The following is an 18338-nucleotide window of genomic DNA, read 5'->3' on the forward strand; positions in this document are numbered from 1 at the left end:
TGTATATGGTTGATGGATAATGGACGATTGGTTAAGTCCCCTTGAGGGGATTTAGGGGTTAAAAAACAGTATCTACCAATTCCTTCGCATGTTCAGGATAATCAGTAGTATAATGTAATCCCCTGCTCTCTTTGCGTTGCATGGCAGACTTGATCACCAGATAAGCCGTTTGAATTACATTACGCAATTCGCAAAGTTTAACTGAAACCTTATTCTTTTTATAAAATTCTTCTGTTTCCTGGTAAATTAAAAATAAACGACGGTGTGCTCTTTCCAAACGGAAATCAGAACGGACAATGCCCACATAATCACCCATAACTTTCTGTAGCTCCCTAAGGTTATGTGTTACCAATACATCCTCATTACTTTGGGTAACGCCCTTCGAATCCCATTCGGGAATGTGATCTGGAATAATATTATTTTTAAAGTTCTCGATAGCATCCTGGTAAATACGGTGTGCAAAAACTGTAGCTTCTAATAAGGAATTGGATGCCAAACGGTTAGCGCCATGTAAACCTGTAGAAGAACATTCTCCACAGGCATATAAATTTTTAATTGAAGAGCGGCCATATTCATCAACAAGGATACCACCACACATATAATGAGATGCTGGTGTAACAGGTATATAATCTTTCGTCATATCTATCCCTATTGACAAACATTTAGCATATATATTAGGAAAGTGTTTCAGAATATCAGCTTTCTTGCGCATGGTAATATCCAGGTAAACAAAGTCATCGCCTGATTTCTTCATTTCATTATCTACCGCACGGGCTACTATATCACGTGGTGCCAACGATTTACGCTCATCATATTCATGCATAAATTCCTCACCATTCTTCCGTCTTAACACACCACCAAAACCCCTAACAGCTTCCGATATTAAGAACGACGGGTACTCTCCTGGATGATACAAAGCAGTTGGATGGAACTGAATAAACTCCATATTCCTCACTTTTCCTTTTGCACGGTAAACCATTGCCATACCATCGCCCGTTGCAATAACCGGATTTGTGGTGGCCGAATACACGTGTCCGGCACCACCCGAAGCCATTACGGTCACACTTGCCACAATCTTTTCCACATCGTTAAGCTCTGTGTTAAAGGCATATACACCATAACAGTTAATATCTTCGGTACGTTTATCCACAAACTCACCCAGGTGATGCTGGGTAATTAACTCTAGTGCGAAGTAATGTGTTAATATCTCAATGTTGTTATTCTCATGAATTTCATTCAGCAATACCCGCTCAATCTCGTATCCGGTGATGTCTTTGTAGTGCAAAACACGGTGTTCAGAGTGTCCTCCCTCCTTGGCTAAATCATAGAAACCGGAGTTATCCTTATCGAAATTTATACCATAATCAATGATCTCCTGAATACGCTGAGGCCCCTCTTTTACAACGATTTCCACAATTTTTTCATCACATAATCCATCGCCGGCAATCAAAGTATCATCGATATGTTTTTCAAAAGAATCACCTTTATCTACCACAACTGCAACACCGCCCTGAGCGTATTTTGTATTCGATTCGTCTTCGTTCGACTTAGTAACAATTAAAACCTTACCAAACTTTGCTGCTTTAAGTGCAAAACTCAAACCCGCTATACCTGAACCAATTACCAGAAAATCTACTTTCCTCATTAATAAAAACATTTACTTTATCCACGATGTTAACAACTAGTTGATAAATGTTAACTCTGTGTCTAAATTATCCTAACAAATAAATTTGAATGTTTAAAGCTACTCTAAAAAGACAATTTGCCACAATCTTTTAAGTAATTTTTAAGCACCTTTGTACAAGTAATTAACTTTTTACCCACTTATAAACAATTAACATTCGGGTATTGATAAAAATTGAACGACTTTTCGATAGTGCTGAAAATCAAACTCATGATATTAGAGAAATGTAATCTAAATGTTAGTAAACGATTAACAACTTATATAAAAGAACTTTTTTTCGAAACTTGTCAACAATACTAACACACTAATAAACAAACAAGATTTATTTATTTAAAAATACTTATTAATTATTGAGACGTTGAAAGCTTTATCTTTGGCCAACGTCAAAATTCAAAAAAGGAAAATTTTAAAATGAACATAGATGTCTTAGAAGAAATCAATAAAAAAGGTTTCGCAGAAGAAGAAATTGATCCTACACTCGATCTTTTTGCCGAGATTGAGAAATTAAAAAAGGAAAAGAATGCCATTATTCTTGCACATTATTATCAAGAACCTGACATTCAGGATATTGCAGATTATATTGGTGATAGTTTAGGCCTGTCGCAAGAAGCTGCAAAAACAGATGCTGATATAATTGTGTTTGCTGGTGTGCATTTTATGGCTGAAACAGCAAAGATTTTATCGCCAAATAAAACCGTTTTATTACCAGATGTAAAAGCAGGATGTTCATTAGCAGATAGTTGTCCGCCCCACCTGTTTAGAAAGTTTAAAGAAAAATATCCAGATCACCTGGTCATCACTTATGTAAACTGCACAGCCGAATTAAAAGCTTTAAGTGACATTGTTTGTACCAGTACGAATGCCGTTCAAATTGTAGAGAGTTTACCTAAAGACCAAAAAATAATCTTCGGTCCCGATAGAAATTTAGGTGCTTATGTAGCAAAGAAAACAGGACGGGATCTGGTATTGTGGAATGGTGCCTGTATGGTACATGAAATTTTTTCGCAGGAGAAAATTACAAAACTAAAAGAACGCCATCCGAACGCTAAATTTATTGCGCATCCGGAATGTGAAGAAGTGGTTTTGAAAATGGCCGATTATATTGGTTCAACAACAGGACTTCTAAAATATACCATTACCAATCCAGCTACCGAATTTATTGTAGCTACCGAAAGTGGAATTATCCACCAGATGGAAAAGGCAAATCCAACAAAAACATTTATTCCGGCGCCACCGAATAATAGCTGTGCTTGTAACGATTGCCCATACATGAAAAGAAATACTTTAGAAAAACTATATTTATGTATTAAAAATGGCTTGCCTGAGGTGACTGTTCCTGAGCATATTATAGAACTTGCCCGTAAACCGATACAGCGCATGCTTGATATTTCTGCAGAATTGGGCTTGTAAAAGATAGTGTAAAAGACATCCGAAGTTTACAAGGGCTTATGGCCAGCAAAACTTCGGATGTCTAATTTAACATTTATGGAAAAAAACAACATCCTTAAAAATTACTCAGGCTTATTATGGCTTTTGGCAGGAATAACTGTTGGAAGTATTGTGGGCTTAATTTTTGGGAAAAGTGTTGAAAGTATAAAACCATTAGGCGATATATTTTTAAACCTGTTGTTTACAGCTGTTATTCCATTGGTATTTTTTGCAGTTTCCTCAGCAATTGCGAATATAGATCGGACAAAAAAATTGGGAAGATTATTAACCATTATGGTTTTGGTTTTTCTTTCTACCATACTCATTTCTGCGGTATTAACCTTGGTTGCTACATGGATTTTTCCTATCCACCAGCAATTAGGAAATACGCCTTTACCAACTGAACCTGAGAAAATACAGTCGTTTGGTGAACAAATGACCCAACTTTTAACCGTAGGAGAATTTTTCGAGATCGGAAGTAGAAAAAACATGCTTGCATTGATTATTTTTTCAGTACTGGTTGGTTTTTCTACGTTATATTCTGGGAAAGAGGGCGATGGATTTAAAAACTTCTTGGTATCGGGTAATGAAGTGATGAAAAAACTCATCATTTTGATTATGAAATTAGGACCGATTGGTTTGGGCGCTTATTTTGCCTATCAGGTTGGAGTTTTTGGTCCACAGCTTTTTGGAACCTATGCAAAAGCTTTAGGTTTATACTATGGTGTGGGAGCATTTTATTTTATCGTTTTTTTCACCTTATATGCCTTTGTTGCAGGTGGATTTAAAGCAATAAAAGTGTTTTGGAAAAATAATATTGTGCCGTCTTTAACTTCAATCGGAACCTGTAGCAGTATTGCCACTATTCCGGCAAATTTAGATGGTGCGCGAAAAATGGGGGTACCAGATTACATTACCAATGTGACGATTCCATTAGGTTCAACCTTGCATAAAGACGGTTCGAGTATCAGTTCTATCGTTAAAATTGCTGTTGTTTTTGCCATTTTTGGTAAAGATTTAGTACATGTTGATACCATTATTTTGGCACTGGGTATTACTGTTTTAGTGAGTATTGTAGAAGGTGGAATACCAAATGGCGGTTATATTGGCGAGTTATTAATGATTTCGGCTTACCAATTACCACCAGAGGCGCTACCACCAGCCATGATTATAGGAACTTTAGTTGATCCGATGGCTACTTTATTAAATGCTACTGGTGATAATGTTGCGGCCATGTTAATTGCCCGGTTTACTGAGGGTAAGAATTGGATGGAAAATAAGGATTTGTCATCCTGACGCAGGAAGGATCTGCAAGCGATGAAACACTAGCTAGTGCAGTTAAAGATTCTTCGCTACGCTCAGAATGGCAATTAATTTTAAAAAATAAAATCGGGGGCTTCGCCCCTAACTATTGCATATGTTTGAAAATAAAGAGCGTACAGATATTAATGAATTAGGCGAATTTGGGTTGATTAAACACCTAACCACTAATTTTAAAATTAAAAACGATTATTCGGTAAAAGGTGTTGGCGATGACGCTGCTGTTTTAGATGCCAAAGGAAAACAGACCTTAATTTCGACTGATTTATTGTTGGAAGGAATTCATTTCGATTTGGCTTATGTGCCTTTAATGCACTTGGGTTACAAGGCTGTTCAGGTAAATCTGAGTGATATTTATGCCATGAATGGAAAAGCAAGTCAGATTACAGTTTCACTGGGTTTGTCGAGCAAATTTCCTTTAGAGGCTGTTGAAGAAATTTATAAGGGAATCGAACTGGCTTGCAACAAATATAACATTGATTTAATTGGCGGAGATACTTCATCAAGCAAGCAAGGCCTGGTAATTAGTATTACCAGTATTGGTTATGCCGATGCTGATAAAGTAGTGTACCGAAATGGCGCTCAAGAACATGATTTATTGTGTGTTTCAGGCGATTTGGGTGGCGCTTATTTAGGCTTGCAAATTTTAGAAAGAGAGAAATTAATCTACCTGGAAAATCCACAGATCCAACCAGATTTAGAAGGTAAGGATTATATCATCGAAAGACAATTGAAACCAGAAGCAAGGATGGATATTATTGCACTTTTAGATGAAATGAATATTAAGCCAACCTCTATGATTGATGTTTCGGATGGTTTAGCTTCCGAAATTTTGCATTTGGCGGAACAATCAGATAAAGGAATAACCATTTACGAAGAGAAAATACCTTTAGATCCAATGACATATGAAACCGCGCGTGAGTTAGGTTTGGATCCAACGGTTTGTGCGTTAAGTGGTGGCGAAGATTATGAATTGTTGTTTACCATTAGTCAGGATGATTATAAAAAACTGAAACATGATGTAGATATTACTGTGATTGGACATGTTACAGATAAAAACTCAGGTTGTAAAATGGTTTCTAAATCAGAAAAAGTACATGAACTGAAGGCTCAAGGCTGGAATGCTTTTAATAAGTAAAAATAGGTCGTCATTTCGAGCGGAGTGCAACGAAGTCGAGAACCCGAAGGCTCAGCGAAGCTAAATCTTAATAGGCAGATCTCTCCATTCCACTGCGTTTCAGTCGAGATGACGATTTTACTTTGTAGTCGATATTGCTAGGAAAATATAAATTTCTTTAGCAATGACTATTTTTGCAAATGAGTCTTTATTTTGCAAATTATTTTTTAGCTCTTTTGTATAACGCGATCGTCATGCTGTCCCAAATATTCGGGATCAGCATCTTTTCTGCAAGATAGACCCTGAAATAAATTACCTTCGGTGAGCTCGCTTAAGGCTCGGTTTACTCCGTAGCTTTCCGCTACGCTACAGGTCAGGGTGACGGCTCTAAGTTTAAATAACTACTCTACTCACTGATAAAGGGTAAATATTCTAATCTTCGTTAAGATCTAAATACTTCGTATCAATCTGTTTGGTGGTTTTTGCTCCCAATTTTTTAATCTTTTCTGAAGTATTGGTTAAATTTCCCGAACCCACTGACAATTTATTAATGGCTTTATCGTAGGCATCCTGGCCATTTTTGATGTGTTTACCAATATTTTCCATATCCGAAATAAAGCCTACAAACTTATCGTACATACCGCCACTTAAACGGGCAATTTCCATTACATTCCGGTTTTGGCGTTCCTGTTTCCACATGCTGGCTATGGTGCGTAAAGTTGCCAAAAGTGTTGATGGACTTACAATCACTACCCTTCTATCCCAGGCAAAATTGAAAAGTTCAGCATCTTTTTGCACCGCAATGCTGAAAGAAGATTCGATCGGTACAAATAACAAAACAAAATCCGGAGAGTTTATTTTATATAAATCCTGGTAATTTTTGGCAGATAATTCCTGGATGTGGTTTTTAATAGAGGCTAAATGCTGTTTTACATAACCTTCACGCTCTTCATCGCTCTCAGCTGATACCGAACGCTCATAAGCAACCAGAGATACCTTAGCATCGACTACAAGATGTTTGTTGTCTGGCAGGTCAATCACGACATCGGGCTGGTAACGACCGCCTTCGGCGGATATATGTGACGCTTGAATACGGTATTCCTGATCGCGTACTAAACCCGAGCGTTCCAAAACCTTTTCCAAAATCACTTCCCCCCAATTTCCTTGCTTTTTACTATCGCCTTTTAAAGCTTTAGTTAAATTATTGGCATCTTCCTGAATCTGTTTACTTTGATCCATTAACAGTGAAATTACACCTTTCAGTGTATTTCTTTCATCCGATTCGGCTTTGTAAACCTTTTCTACTTTATCTTCAAAAGCTTTAATATTTTCTTTTAAAGGATTTAAGATGATATCCAAATTAGTTCGGTTCTGCTCAATAAATTTGCTCGATTTTTCCTCCAGTATTTTATTGGCAATTAGTTCAAAATCTTTGTTTAATTTTTCTTGCGACTGCTCAAAACTTAGCTTCTGTTCGGCAAGTTTTTCTTTTTCGGCTAAGTAAAAAGACCTGGTACCTTCCAGTTCACGGTTGGCATCGGCAAGCCGGTCGCGCTCCGCCTGCAATTCATCAATTAGGCGTTGCTGTTCTTGTTTAAGTAATGCAGTAATGTGCTCTTTTTCGGTAGATAAATTAGAAACACGTTCGTCAGCTTTGGCCAGACTTATTTTTAATAATTCATTTTCACTTTTTGTTCTTTCGAAGTCTTCCACCGAAATAATAGAAAGAGCTGCCTGTGGTTTCTTCAATAATAAAATAACCAGGACTATTAAAATAACGATTAGTAAAGCAATACCCGCAATCTCCATAATGATAAAAATTTTAGCAAAAATGAAGATTTAAAATAGATATACCAAAAAATTTTAGTTATTGTGAACGGAAAATAATGGAAAAAAATTTCTATAATTGGATATTAGTATTTTATAAATGAACGCATTAACAGTCCTCATATCCTGCCCCGATCAAGTTGGTTTAGTTACAAATATTACCCGCGTGCTGGCTGCACACCACTTGAATATTATCGCCATGCGGGAGTTTGTAGACGAAGCCAATAAATCATTTTTTACCCGTATTGCCTGTACCGGAAACCTGGAGGATGCAGAAAAATTAAAGGAAAAACTTTTAGAAAACCTACCAAATGCAGCTGAGGTAAATTTAGTTACCCAACAGGAAAAACAGATTGCAGTTTTGGTAACCAAGGAGTATCATTGCCTGGCAGAAATACTGATTAAAAACCAATTCAAAACTTTAGGGGCCAATGTACAATGTGTGATTGGCAATTATGAAAGCCTGAGAGATTTTACCGAAAAATTGGGCATTCCTTATTTTTATGTCGATCATTCCAATAAAGATAAAAGTGAATTTGAGGCTGAAGTTAAAGCTATTATCAACCGGTTTGAGGTAGATTATTTGGTGCTGGCTAAATTTATGCGAATCCTTTCAGCTGATTTTGTTAAAGATTATGCAGGTAAAATCATTAATATCCATCATTCCTTTTTACCAGCTTTTATAGGTGCCAACCCTTATCGCCAGGCTTTTGAACGCGGTGTAAAAATTATTGGTGCTACCGCCCATTTTGTTACCGATAACCTGGATGAAGGCCCGATTATTACGCAACATACTAACCACGTAGATCATAATTTCGGTGTAAAAGAAATGGTTCGGGCAGGAAAAGAAATAGAAAAAAAGGTGTTGTTAGAAGCTTTAGAACTTATTTTTGAAGATCGGGTTTTTGTAAGTGGAAATAAGACGATTGTGTTTAAGTAGATAAGCGGTTAGCGTTTGGCGATTGATTGATATGGCTGTCATCCTGAATGTAATAAAGGATCTTTAAAAACAGAAATGTAACGGTAAATTAAAACCAACTCAGCGTGCGCTGTGTTTTTTTCCAGGTGTTCTTTGTGGTAAAAAAAAGCTATAAGCTTTTCATCAGCAGATTCGCCACATCTTCTCCTGTTTGCGCACCAATTGCTATGCCCATGCCGTTACACCTGGTGGCGCAAAAGATATTTGGCTTAACCTCTTCTATAAGTGGTTCAGGAATTTTTCCGAAAGCCATAATTCCGCTCCACCGATAATCGATTTCATAATTAACTTTAGGGAGAATTACATTTTTTAATAAATCTTCCAACGCTAGCTGAACTGCCTCAGTTTGGCCAAATTCGGTGGTTTCTTCGGCTTTAAAATCGATATTTCTGCCACCGCCCAATAAAACTCTATTGTTTATATTTCTGAAATAATAATAACCTTTATCGTAGTGGAAGGTACCTGCTATTTTTAGTTCTTTAATGGGTTTGGTAATTAAAACCTGTCCACGGCCGGGACTAATATCAATATCGGGCAATAGGTCTTTTACAAAAGCATTGGTGGTTACAATTAACCGTTTACAGAAAAAGCTTCCATTTTTGCTCACCAATTGAATAGCCTTGTTTTCTTCCTTGATCTGGTCTACCGCACAATTATTAAATAGGCTAATACCTAGTTTTTGCGCATATTGAATTAAAGCAAACATCATTTTACCACTATCAATCTGCGCTTCGTAGCGGTTTTCGATTAAAGTGCTGACTCCTTCAAAGCCAAATGTGCTAATCTTCTTATCGGCAATTGCAAAAGCATTGGCACCAACAATATCGTTAATGATACGGTTATAATGTTCAATTTTGGATACACATGTGTCGGCCAAAAAAATGTCATCATTTTTAAATAATTCGTATCCTCCTAAACATTGGTAATCAATGGTTTTATCGCTTAATAAATTGCGCAGTTTAAGCAGGCCCTTCCAGCGTTTTTCTATAAGGAGTGCCAGGCCATTTAAGCCAGCACATTCTTCTTGCTCAATGAGTTCAGAAATGCTACCAAAGCATGCAAAACCCGCATTTTTGGTGCTGGCGCCTGTTGGTAAAAAGCCCTTTTCAAGTATGGCAATTTTTAAAGCCGGAGCAGTTTTTTTAAGTTGGATAGCAGCATTTAAACCCACAATTCCACTACCGATAATAATGATATCGTAAGTAAAAAACGACTCCTTCTCCCAATATGAAAACGCTGTTGGCATAGTATAAATGTACCATTTTTTAACGCTTAAATAATATGGGAACGCTTTTTGATATATGTTAAACGAAAAACATACAGAAGAAAATGGGAGTTTATTTAATATTAATCATCCCGGTATTATTGCTGAGCATGTTTGTACAATGGCGGTTTAGAAATAAGTTTTCTAAGTATGCCGAAATGCAACTTAGCTCAGGTTTATCGGGCAAAGAGGTGGCAGAAAGAATGCTACATGATAATGGGATATACGACGTGAAGGTGATGAGTACCGAAGGACAACTAACAGATCATTACAATCCATCAGATAAAACCGTTAATTTAAGTACAGATGTATATTATAGCCGAAGCGTAGCTGCCGCAGCTGTAGCGGCCCACGAATGTGGTCATGCGGTGCAACAGGCGAAATCATATAACTGGCTTAATTTAAGAAGCAGTATGGTTCCGGTGGTAAGTATTTCATCTAATCTTTTACAGTGGGTATTATTAATTGGTGTATTGTTAATAGGCTTTACCGGAAATCCAATTGTTTTGGCAATTGGTGTAGTAGGTTTAGCACTGGTAACCATATTTAGTATCATTACCCTACCAGTCGAATTTGATGCCAGTAACCGCGCATTGGCCTGGCTAAAAAATAATAACGGTGTAATGCAAACACAAGAGGAAAATGCGCAGGCTAAAGATGCGCTTTGGTGGGCAGCCATGACTTATGTGGTAGCAGCTGTTGGTGCATTGGCCAATTTATTGTATTACGCATCGATGCTTTTTGGAAGAAGCAGAGATTAAAGAGATATCTAATTATGAAAAGCACAGAACGGCCGGGTTAATCCTGGCCGTTTTTGGTTTAACTAAGTTCTACTAATTTGTTTCCATACAGGGTGTTTTTCAACGCGATCGTCATGCTGTTCCGAATGTTCGGGATCAGTATCTTTTTCAGTCAGATAGACCCTGAAGTAAATTCATGGTGACGGCTATATTGGAAATGTCTATTTGGAAAGCAGGTTTTGAGGTGCTTAGGTAAGCTCCGGTCCCGCTCCCGCTTCTGCTGATAGAAAAAATCGGCATCCCGCTTTGATCGGGTTTAGATGGCGGGGGGTGGTTGTACTATTTGGGGTTGCAGGGTGCACAAAATTGTTGGCATCATGCTGTTAAACCTTTAATAGTTGCAGCAAAACTGCGGTTTAAACCTGATTGGCGTGAAAAGCCCACAGCGCAGCGAGGACTTGAAACAAAAGCAGGACTAACATTAAAATGAAATGCTGACATTGCTTTTCTACCCCTCACTTATACTAAAAGGTCTCGTCATCTCGACTGGAGTGAAACGAAATGGAGAGATCTCTGGATCAAATTAAACTTTATAGATTTCTCCTCCAAAGGAGTTCCTTTGGAACACTACGGTCGAAATGACGATTTGTGGCAGGATGGAATTAAGGATTAATTTAATTTATAAGGAGCGATTAACTGAAATTCTGGAATATCAACCTCGAATTCAGATCCATCTATATCACGTTTCATTAAGTACGCACCCTTCATGCTGCCCATGTCGGTTTTTAAATTACAGCCTGAAACATATACATGTGTTTCGCCAGGTTGAATAATGGGCTGTAAACCAACAACGCCCTCACCTTCTACTTCTCTGCGGCTACTGTTCGAATCGAAAATAAACCACTGGCGGCGCATTAATTGAACAGCATAATCAGAAAGATTAGAAATTTCTACGCGATAAGCGAACATATAATGCTCGTTGGCCGGATTTGAATATTCTGGCTGGTACACTGTTTCTACCGAAACCTTAACACCGTCTGTAATAGCTGTAACCATGATGATTTACGAATGTATAAAAAAACCTTTCAAAAATCAAGCCAGTACTTTAGTGGCATCGTAGTCGGCAAATTTTTCTGCCACTTCTTCTAAAATGCTGTAAATGTTGTTGATATCTGGCTCGGCCACCAAACGCATACGGTAAGGTTTAAAATCTGGCAGACCTTTAAAATAGTTTGCATAATGGCGGCGCATTTCGAAAATTCCGGTTTTAGGGCCCTTCCATTCTAACGATTTATCTAAATGCGTACGGCAAACTTCAATACGTTCTTCAATAGTTGGTCCGGCAAGGTGTTCACCCGTTTTAAAAAAATGTTTTACCTCGCGAAAAATCCATGGATAACCGATTGCTGCACGGCCGATCATAATGCCATCTATCTCATATTCCATACGCCAGTTAGCAGCCTTTTCAGGACTATCTACATCGCCATTGCCAAAAATCGGTATTTTGATGGTTGGATTGCGTTTAATCTCCCGGATAAGCGACCAATCAGCCTCCCCTTTATATAATTGTGCTCTTGTTCTGCCATGAATGGTAAGTGCCTGAATGCCTACATCCTGAAGCCGCTCGGCCACTTCGTAAACATTTTTGGTGTTATCATCCCAACCAAGACGGGTTTTAACGGTAACGGGCAAATGTGAAGCTTTAACTACGGCTTCTGTCATTTTTACCATCTTATCAATATCCTGTAACAGGCTGGAGCCTGCGCCTTTACACACCACGTTTTTAACCGGACAGCCATAATTGATGTCAACCAGGTCAGGTCCTGCTGCAGAAGCAATTTCTGAGGCTTCACGCATGTGCTCAATATCACCACCAAAAATCTGGATACCAATTGGTCTTTCGTATTCAAAAATATCAAGCTTTTGTAAGCTTTTTGCAGCATCACGGATCAAACCTTCCGAAGAAATAAATTCGGTGTACATCATATCGGCCCCGTTTTTTTTGCACACATAACGGAACGGCGGATCGCTCACATCCTCCATTGGAGCCAGTAATAACGGGAACTCACCTAAATCTATATTTCCTATCTTAACAGACATTTTCTATCTTCAACGATTAATAAAACATACAAAGGTACAAATAATGAATTTTGTAACACCTAACAAGGAGGAAATCAATCCTTTCTTACAATTACTTTTACTTTTATTTTACGCAGTTACAGGTGGACTCGTGTTTGGGATTCTGGCTGTTGTCATCGTTTTACTGATGTATGGCTTAGGAATAGTAAGTAATTTGGACATGCTTTTAGCTGGTGATACTAAATATATTGCTGGTTTTAAAGTGATACAAATATTAAGTTCGATCGGAACATTTATTTTACCTCCAATTGCCCTGGCCTTAACAGAAAGAAAAAAAGTAACAGAATTTTATCTTTTCAAGCAACCCAAATTCTTGCTGGTTGTGCTTGTTCTGGCAATTATGATACTGAGTATGCCATTTATGGAATGGACAGTGATTTGGAACCAAAAAATGGTTTTGCCTGATTTTTTGCATAAGATAGAACAGTGGATGAAGGAGAAGGAAGCTATTGCGATGAAAATGACCATTCAATTGATCACTGTGCGCAGTAATTTCGATTTTATTGTAAACCTCGTTATGATTGCTGTTATACCTGCAGTTGGCGAAGAATTAATGTTTCGTGGTGGTGTGCAGCGATCGTTAAACAGGGCTTTTGAGAATCCACATCTAGCTATTTGGTTATCGGCCATAATTTTCAGTGCCATCCATATGCAGTTTTATGGTTTTGTACCCCGTATGTTATTGGGTGCAGGTTTTGGCTACCTGTATTATTATAGCAAAAGCATCTGGTATGCCATGCTGGCACACTTTATAAACAACGCCTATGCGGTTTGTGCGGCTTTTTATATGCAAAAACACCATATGCCACTTGATAAAGCTGATGAACCGATCGGTTTTCCATGGTATGGCTATTTAATTAGTGCAATAATTACCATAGCTTTGTTCAAAATTTTTAAAGATAACGCAACACGTGAGCGAAAATTGGGTTAAAGTATATACCACCAGCGATGCCTTTGCTGCCGAGGTATTAAAACAGGGATTAACAGAAGCCGGAATCCCGGCAGTAACGATAAATAAACAGCTCTCGGCATATAATATTGGCGAAATAAATGTTTTGGTGAATAAGGTAGATTTCGATAAAGCCATAGAATACATTGTAGAAAACGAAATTGAATAGTGATAATGACCTTAAACCTTACACCCTTTACCTCTTACCTTAAATGAAAACCAGGGCAATAACCGCTTTCTTTTTTACCATTGTAATGCTTGGCTCTATCCTACTGGGCAGCTATACTTTTACTATATTTTATCTTGTTTTAAGTGTTTTGGCTTTATTTGAGTTTTACAAGCTGATTAAAAACTCCGGAATCAGGCCACACCGAAATATTGGTTTAGCAGCAGGATCTTTGATCTTTTTAATGGCAGCAGGTTTACATTACCTGGAATATGATGTGAAATATTTGCTGCTTTGTATCCCGCTGATTTTCTCGGTTTTTATAACGGAGTTGTATAAAAAGAACAAAATTCCATTCGCCAATATCTCGTACACTTTTGTTGGCTTTGTTTATGTAACCATTCCTTTCTGCTTTTTTCATGCCCTGGGCTTTTTAAAAAACTGGAATGAATATAACTTTCATCTTCCGCTGGCATTTTTACTGATGCTTTGGGCAAACGATACTGGTGCTTACCTTTTTGGTGTAAAATACGGTAAACGTAAATTGTTCGAGCGCCACTCGCCAAAGAAAAGCTGGGAAGGTTTTTTCGGAGGGATGTTCACCAGCGTTTTGGTCGCTTTTGGCTTATCATTTCTGTTTACCGAAAGTGCCGCTTGGGTTTGGATCGGTATGGCTGTATTGATTGCCAGTTTTGGTACATTGGGCGATTTAGTAGAATCGATGCTTAAACGCAGTTTGGATACGAAAGATAGTGGTGGTTTATTACCAGGGCATGGTGGTTTGTTAGATCGTTTTGATGGCTTGTTGCTGTCTGCCCCAGTGGTTTATGCCTATCTGTATCTGATTTTGTATTAAAATTGACTTATCTATCGTCCTCGTTTGTAACGAGGATGAATGAGATCCACATTTGTAATGTGGTTATGCTATTAGCGATACAATCGCTATTCTCGCTAATCCTCGTTACAAACGAGGACTATGATTATGCAGTAGCTGTTATAACGTAATATGCTCTTTCTATCTTTTCACCGGTTTTACTTTGTACCTGCTCTAATTTTTTGAGCGTATTTTTAATGGTAAACCCCGCTTTTTCTAATAGTTCTTTTACGGTTTCTACATTGTAAAGTGTAAAACCATAAGGCGTAAAAGGGAGGTTTTTCATAAAATTTTTATCAGCAAAACATATAGCCAAAGTGCCGTCAGGTTTTAGTGTTCGCTTAATTTCGTTGAGGTATTCACTTGGATTTGTCCAAAAATAGATTGTATTAACCGTAAAAATTTTATCAAACCGATCATCCTCAAGTGGTAATGTAATGCCATCTGTTAGCTGAAAGTGAACCTTTCCTTTTGTTACGAAATCCTGATTGATCTTCTCGGCCTCGGCAATAATGGTTGCAGAAATATCGGCACCGAAATAATGAAGGTTTTCGGCTTTTGATAAGAGTTGAGCAATATGCCCCCCGTTACCATGACCAATTTCTAAAACAGTTTCATTGCTTTGAAGATCTAATGCCTCGATAGCGGAAGTAGTCATGCCGATATTATTGGCATGCATCATTTCACCTGTTTTAATACCGTGTTCGCCTTCAGGACAACCCAGTTGCTTGGCAATATTTTTTAAGTCTTCTTCAGAAAGTCGCTGTTCCATAATCAAATTTAAAAATTTAGGCATTATGATTTTTACATCTTTTTGGCCATAGCTTATAAGATTATTTAATCACTTGAACTGGCTTTTTATTTTCATCAATGGCCACAAAAGTAAAATCGCCATGAACGGCCAATTCTCTTCCTTCGGCATACATCTGTTCGATATAAATTTCTACATTAACCTTTAAACTGGTATTGCCCACATGATTTACCTTGCCGATAAGCTCTACGATTGTACCTGCTGGGATCGGTTTTTTAAAATCTATCCTGTCGCTGCTTACGGTAACCATAATCTGACGGCTAAAACGGGTTGCAGTAATAAAAGCAACTTCGTCCATTAAATGCATGGCTGTTCCGCCGAAAAGGGTATCGTAGTGGTTTGTTGTATTTGGGAAAACGGCTTTGAAAATGCTGGTTTTAGAATTTTCTATTCTTTCTTCTAGGGTCATGGGTTAAATATAGGTGCTGTAAAAAGCTTTGGCAAGTTTCTAGTTATTTTTACCAGAAAATTGCCAAAGTAAAGGTTGGCCATGATGATATGGATTAGCGAGAATCTGTGTTCCCTCTACTTCCATGGCAAAAATAAGAATTAATTCACCTGAAGATCTGCAGCAACTACCGCTTCAGTTTTACGCATTTCTTTGGCAGCTTCGACCATTTCTATTAAGGCCTTTTTGGTTTCGTCCCATCCACGGGTTTTTAAACCACAATCAGGGTTTACCCAGAGTTGCCCGGAGGGAATAACAGCCTTTGCTTTTTTGAGCAATTGAACCATTTCTTCCCTCTTCGGAACCCTTGGAGAGTGAATATCGTATACACCTGGGCCAATTTCGTTTGGATATTTAAAATCGGCAAATGCGTCTAATAATTCCATTTGTGAACGTGAGGTTTCGATGGTGATTACGTCGGCATCCATATCGGCAATGTTTTGGATGATATCGTTAAATTCCGAGTAACACATGTGCGTGTGGATCTGTGTATCATCTTTCACGCCGCTCGCTGAAATTTTAAAGGCTTTAACCGCCCAGTTTAAATAGTTTTGCCAATCAGCTTTGCGCAATGGTAAACCTTCTCTAATGGCTGGCTCATCAATCTGAATGATTTTTATCCCTGCATTTTCCAGGTCGCAAACTTCATCACGGATGGCCAGGGCAATTTGAGTGCAGGTTTCTGATCGTGGTTGATCATTGCGCACAAACGACCATTGTAGGATGGTTACAGGACCTGTGAGCATACCTTTCATGTATTTTGAGGTAAGCGACTGTGCATAGGCGGTCCATTTTACCGTCATGGGTTTCGGACGAGAAACATCGCCAAAAATAATGGGTGGTTTTACGCAGCGCGAGCCATAACTTTGTACCCAGCCATTTTTGGAAAAGGCAAAACCATCAAGTTGCTCGCCGAAGTATTCAACCATATCGTTGCGTTCAAATTCGCCATGAACCAAAACATCCAGATCGATTTCTTCCTGCCAGTTTACAGCTTTTGCGGTTTCTTTCGCAATGAGATCATCATATTCTTCAACTGTAAAAGTTCCGTTTTTAAGCTTTGCCCTCCAGCTTCTTACCTCAGCCGTTTGCGGAAACGATCCGATGGTTGTAGTGGCGTATCTTGGCAGATTGAGTTCCTGTTGTTTGATTTTTCTGCTCGAAAATGGACTTAAACGTTCGGCATCCTGCTCTTTTAATCCTAAAACGCGTTGTTTAACTTCGGGATTGTGGATGATTTTAGAAACTTTACGGTTGGCAATCGCGATCTTATTTTCCTCAAGTTTTTGCAGGGTAGATGCAGGGCTTTCGTTGGTGATCAGTTTTTTTAAGGTAGCTACCTCCGTAATTTTTTGTTTCGCATAAGCCAACCACTGTTTAATTTCTGCCGATAGGTTTTGTTCATTGGTTTCATTGTCTAAATCAACCGGTGAGTGGATTAGGGAACAAGATGGGGCGATCCATACTTTATCCAGGCCTCTTTTCTCAACAGCTTGATTAATGATTGAAACGGATTTCTCGAAATCATTTTTCCAGATGTTTCTTCCGTCTACCAAACCTAACGAAAGGATGGTATCTTCTTTTAACGAAGCTAAAACATCATTTAACTGATCTTCTGCACGCACCAAATCGATATGTAAAACATTTATCGGCAATGAAGTAGTTAAATCTAAATTATTGCCCAGGCCTTCGAAATACGTAGCCAAAACAATTTTTAATCCAGGAAAAGCTTTCCTGATCTCTTTATAGGCATATTCGTAAGCTTTTTTGTCTTTTTCGGTAAGGTCTAAAGTCAAAAAAGGTTCATCAAACTGAATATATTCTACATCCAAAGCATGCAAGCGGGATAATATTTCGATATAAACAGGAAGGAGATTTTTGATCAGATCGATCTTTTCAAAGCCAGTTTCCTTTTCTTTTCCCAATAATAGATAAGAAACAGGACCGATTAAAACAGGCTTGGTGGTAATACCCAATTGTTTTGCCTCGTAAAACTCATCGATAATTTTGGTAGAGAAAAGTTTAAAAGGCTGGTCTTTGTAAAACTCAGGAACGATGTAATGGTAATTGGTATCAAACCATTTGGTCATTTCCATCGCTACCACATCTAATCCCTCTTTCTGATAACCTCTTGCCATTGCAAAATAGAGATCAAGCTCGGAATTTCCTTTTTTCAATATCACTTCGTTGTACCTTTTCGGGATGGCTCCAAAAGTTAAAGAATGATCGAGCACATGATCATAAAAAGAAAAGTCGTTCGAAGGAATGATATCAATTCCGGCTTCTTTTTGAAGGTTCCAGTTTTCGTGGCGAATGTTTTTTCCCACCTGAAGTACATTTTTGTACCCAGTTTTATCTGCCCAGTAATTTTCGCAGATTTTCTTTAATTCCCTTTGGCTACCTATTCGCGGATAGCCCAGATTTTGCGTTAGCATCTCTTTTAAAGATTAAGTAAATAAATCGTTTAAAAGCCCTTAAAGCAATATTTTATAATGTTTTTTGTTAAAAATAAAAAAGGAAAGGTTAGCGCACAAACAGCCTACTCATCAGCAAAAAGCTTAAAGCAAGCATATAAAATGGTTAATTTTATGG

16 protein-coding genes are annotated in these 18338 nt (G+C 38.0%); 8 read left to right on the top strand and 8 right to left on the bottom strand.

Annotated features, from left to right (window positions below; translation table 11 throughout):
• Window positions 1–58: 58 nt before the first annotated feature.
• Window positions 59–1645, bottom strand: a complete 1587-nt coding sequence (gene nadB, locus ACTJKN_RS21825) for an L-aspartate oxidase (protein ID WP_440827830.1) — start codon at window positions 1643–1645, stop codon at window positions 59–61.
• A gap of 450 nt (window positions 1646–2095) precedes the next feature.
• Between nadB and nadA the strand changes: the two genes are divergently transcribed.
• The 3 genes from nadA (at window position 2096) to thiL (ending at window position 5570) form a co-directional block, all read left to right on the top strand.
• Window positions 2096–3094, top strand: coding sequence for a quinolinate synthase NadA (gene nadA, locus ACTJKN_RS21830; RefSeq protein ID WP_440827831.1), 999 nt, complete (start codon window positions 2096–2098; stop codon window positions 3092–3094).
• A gap of 75 nt (window positions 3095–3169) precedes the next feature.
• Window positions 3170–4408 carry a dicarboxylate/amino acid:cation symporter gene (locus tag ACTJKN_RS21835; protein WP_440827832.1) on the top strand — a complete coding sequence of 413 codons (1239 nt, stop codon included), beginning with the start codon at window positions 3170–3172 and terminating at the stop codon, window positions 4406–4408.
• A 121-nt stretch (window positions 4409–4529) separates the two neighbouring features.
• Window positions 4530–5570 carry a thiamine-phosphate kinase gene (gene thiL, locus ACTJKN_RS21840; protein ID WP_440827833.1) on the top strand — a complete coding sequence of 347 codons (1041 nt, stop codon included), beginning with the start codon at window positions 4530–4532 and terminating at the stop codon, window positions 5568–5570.
• A gap of 411 nt (window positions 5571–5981) precedes the next feature.
• On the opposite strand, the gene ACTJKN_RS21845 is transcribed toward thiL, so the two are convergent.
• Window positions 5982–7358, bottom strand: coding sequence for a DNA recombination protein RmuC (locus tag ACTJKN_RS21845; RefSeq protein ID WP_440827834.1), 1377 nt, complete (start codon window positions 7356–7358; stop codon window positions 5982–5984).
• A gap of 118 nt (window positions 7359–7476) precedes the next feature.
• Here ACTJKN_RS21845 and purU point away from each other — a divergent pair, with 118 nt between their 5' ends.
• Complete coding sequence (purU, locus tag ACTJKN_RS21850) at window positions 7477–8316, top strand: formyltetrahydrofolate deformylase (protein WP_440827835.1); 840 nt, start codon at window positions 7477–7479, stop codon at window positions 8314–8316.
• A gap of 148 nt (window positions 8317–8464) precedes the next feature.
• Here purU and ACTJKN_RS21855 read toward each other — a convergent pair whose 3' ends face one another.
• Entirely contained in the window at window positions 8465–9601 is a 1137-nt protein-coding gene (locus ACTJKN_RS21855; RefSeq protein WP_440827836.1) for an NAD(P)/FAD-dependent oxidoreductase, read from the bottom strand.
• 83 nt (window positions 9602–9684) lie between these two features.
• Here ACTJKN_RS21855 and ACTJKN_RS21860 point away from each other — a divergent pair, with 83 nt between their 5' ends.
• Window positions 9685–10380 carry a zinc metallopeptidase gene (locus ACTJKN_RS21860; protein ID WP_029274930.1) on the top strand — a complete coding sequence of 232 codons (696 nt, stop codon included), beginning with the start codon at window positions 9685–9687 and terminating at the stop codon, window positions 10378–10380.
• Between the two features lie 648 nt (window positions 10381–11028).
• On the opposite strand, the gene apaG is transcribed toward ACTJKN_RS21860, so the two are convergent.
• Together apaG and dusB are read right to left on the bottom strand one after the other, a co-directional pair.
• Window positions 11029–11415 (bottom strand): Co2+/Mg2+ efflux protein ApaG, encoded by a 387-nt coding sequence (apaG, locus tag ACTJKN_RS21865; protein WP_029274928.1) that lies wholly within the window; start codon window positions 11413–11415, stop codon window positions 11029–11031.
• 36 nt (window positions 11416–11451) lie between these two features.
• Window positions 11452–12459, bottom strand: coding sequence for a tRNA dihydrouridine synthase DusB (gene dusB / locus ACTJKN_RS21870; protein ID WP_440827837.1), 1008 nt, complete (start codon window positions 12457–12459; stop codon window positions 11452–11454).
• A 43-nt stretch (window positions 12460–12502) separates the two neighbouring features.
• Here dusB and ACTJKN_RS21875 point away from each other — a divergent pair, with 43 nt between their 5' ends.
• From ACTJKN_RS21875 to ACTJKN_RS21885, 3 genes are read left to right on the top strand one after another with little or no spacing between them, the layout of a single operon-like run.
• On the top strand, window positions 12503–13429 hold the full coding sequence (locus ACTJKN_RS21875) for a lysostaphin resistance A-like protein (RefSeq protein WP_440827838.1): 927 nt from the start codon (window positions 12503–12505) through the stop codon (window positions 13427–13429).
• On the top strand, window positions 13410–13616 hold the full coding sequence (locus tag ACTJKN_RS21880; protein ID WP_029274925.1) for a putative signal transducing protein: 207 nt from the start codon (window positions 13410–13412) through the stop codon (window positions 13614–13616). The genes ACTJKN_RS21875 and ACTJKN_RS21880 overlap by 20 nt, the downstream gene beginning before the upstream one ends.
• Window positions 13617–13659: 43 nt before the next feature.
• Entirely contained in the window at window positions 13660–14469 is an 810-nt protein-coding gene (locus ACTJKN_RS21885; RefSeq protein ID WP_440827839.1) for a phosphatidate cytidylyltransferase, read from the top strand.
• Window positions 14470–14593: 124 nt separating this feature from the next.
• On the opposite strand, the gene ACTJKN_RS21890 is transcribed toward ACTJKN_RS21885, so the two are convergent.
• The 3 genes from ACTJKN_RS21890 to metE form a co-directional block, all read right to left on the bottom strand.
• Window positions 14594–15259: a class I SAM-dependent methyltransferase gene (locus ACTJKN_RS21890; RefSeq protein WP_440827840.1), complete on the bottom strand. Its 666-nt coding sequence runs from the start codon at window positions 15257–15259 to the stop codon at window positions 14594–14596.
• A 61-nt stretch (window positions 15260–15320) separates the two neighbouring features.
• Window positions 15321–15707, bottom strand: a complete 387-nt coding sequence (locus ACTJKN_RS21895) for an acyl-CoA thioesterase (RefSeq protein ID WP_025141655.1) — start codon at window positions 15705–15707, stop codon at window positions 15321–15323.
• Window positions 15708–15847: 140 nt separating this feature from the next.
• Window positions 15848–18181 (bottom strand): 5-methyltetrahydropteroyltriglutamate--homocysteine S-methyltransferase, encoded by a 2334-nt coding sequence (gene metE, locus ACTJKN_RS21900; RefSeq protein WP_440827841.1) that lies wholly within the window; start codon window positions 18179–18181, stop codon window positions 15848–15850.
• Window positions 18182–18338 lie beyond the last annotated feature (157 nt).

Source organism: Pedobacter sp. 22163, from assembly GCF_052045595.1.
Taxonomy (GTDB): domain Bacteria; phylum Bacteroidota; class Bacteroidia; order Sphingobacteriales; family Sphingobacteriaceae; genus Pedobacter.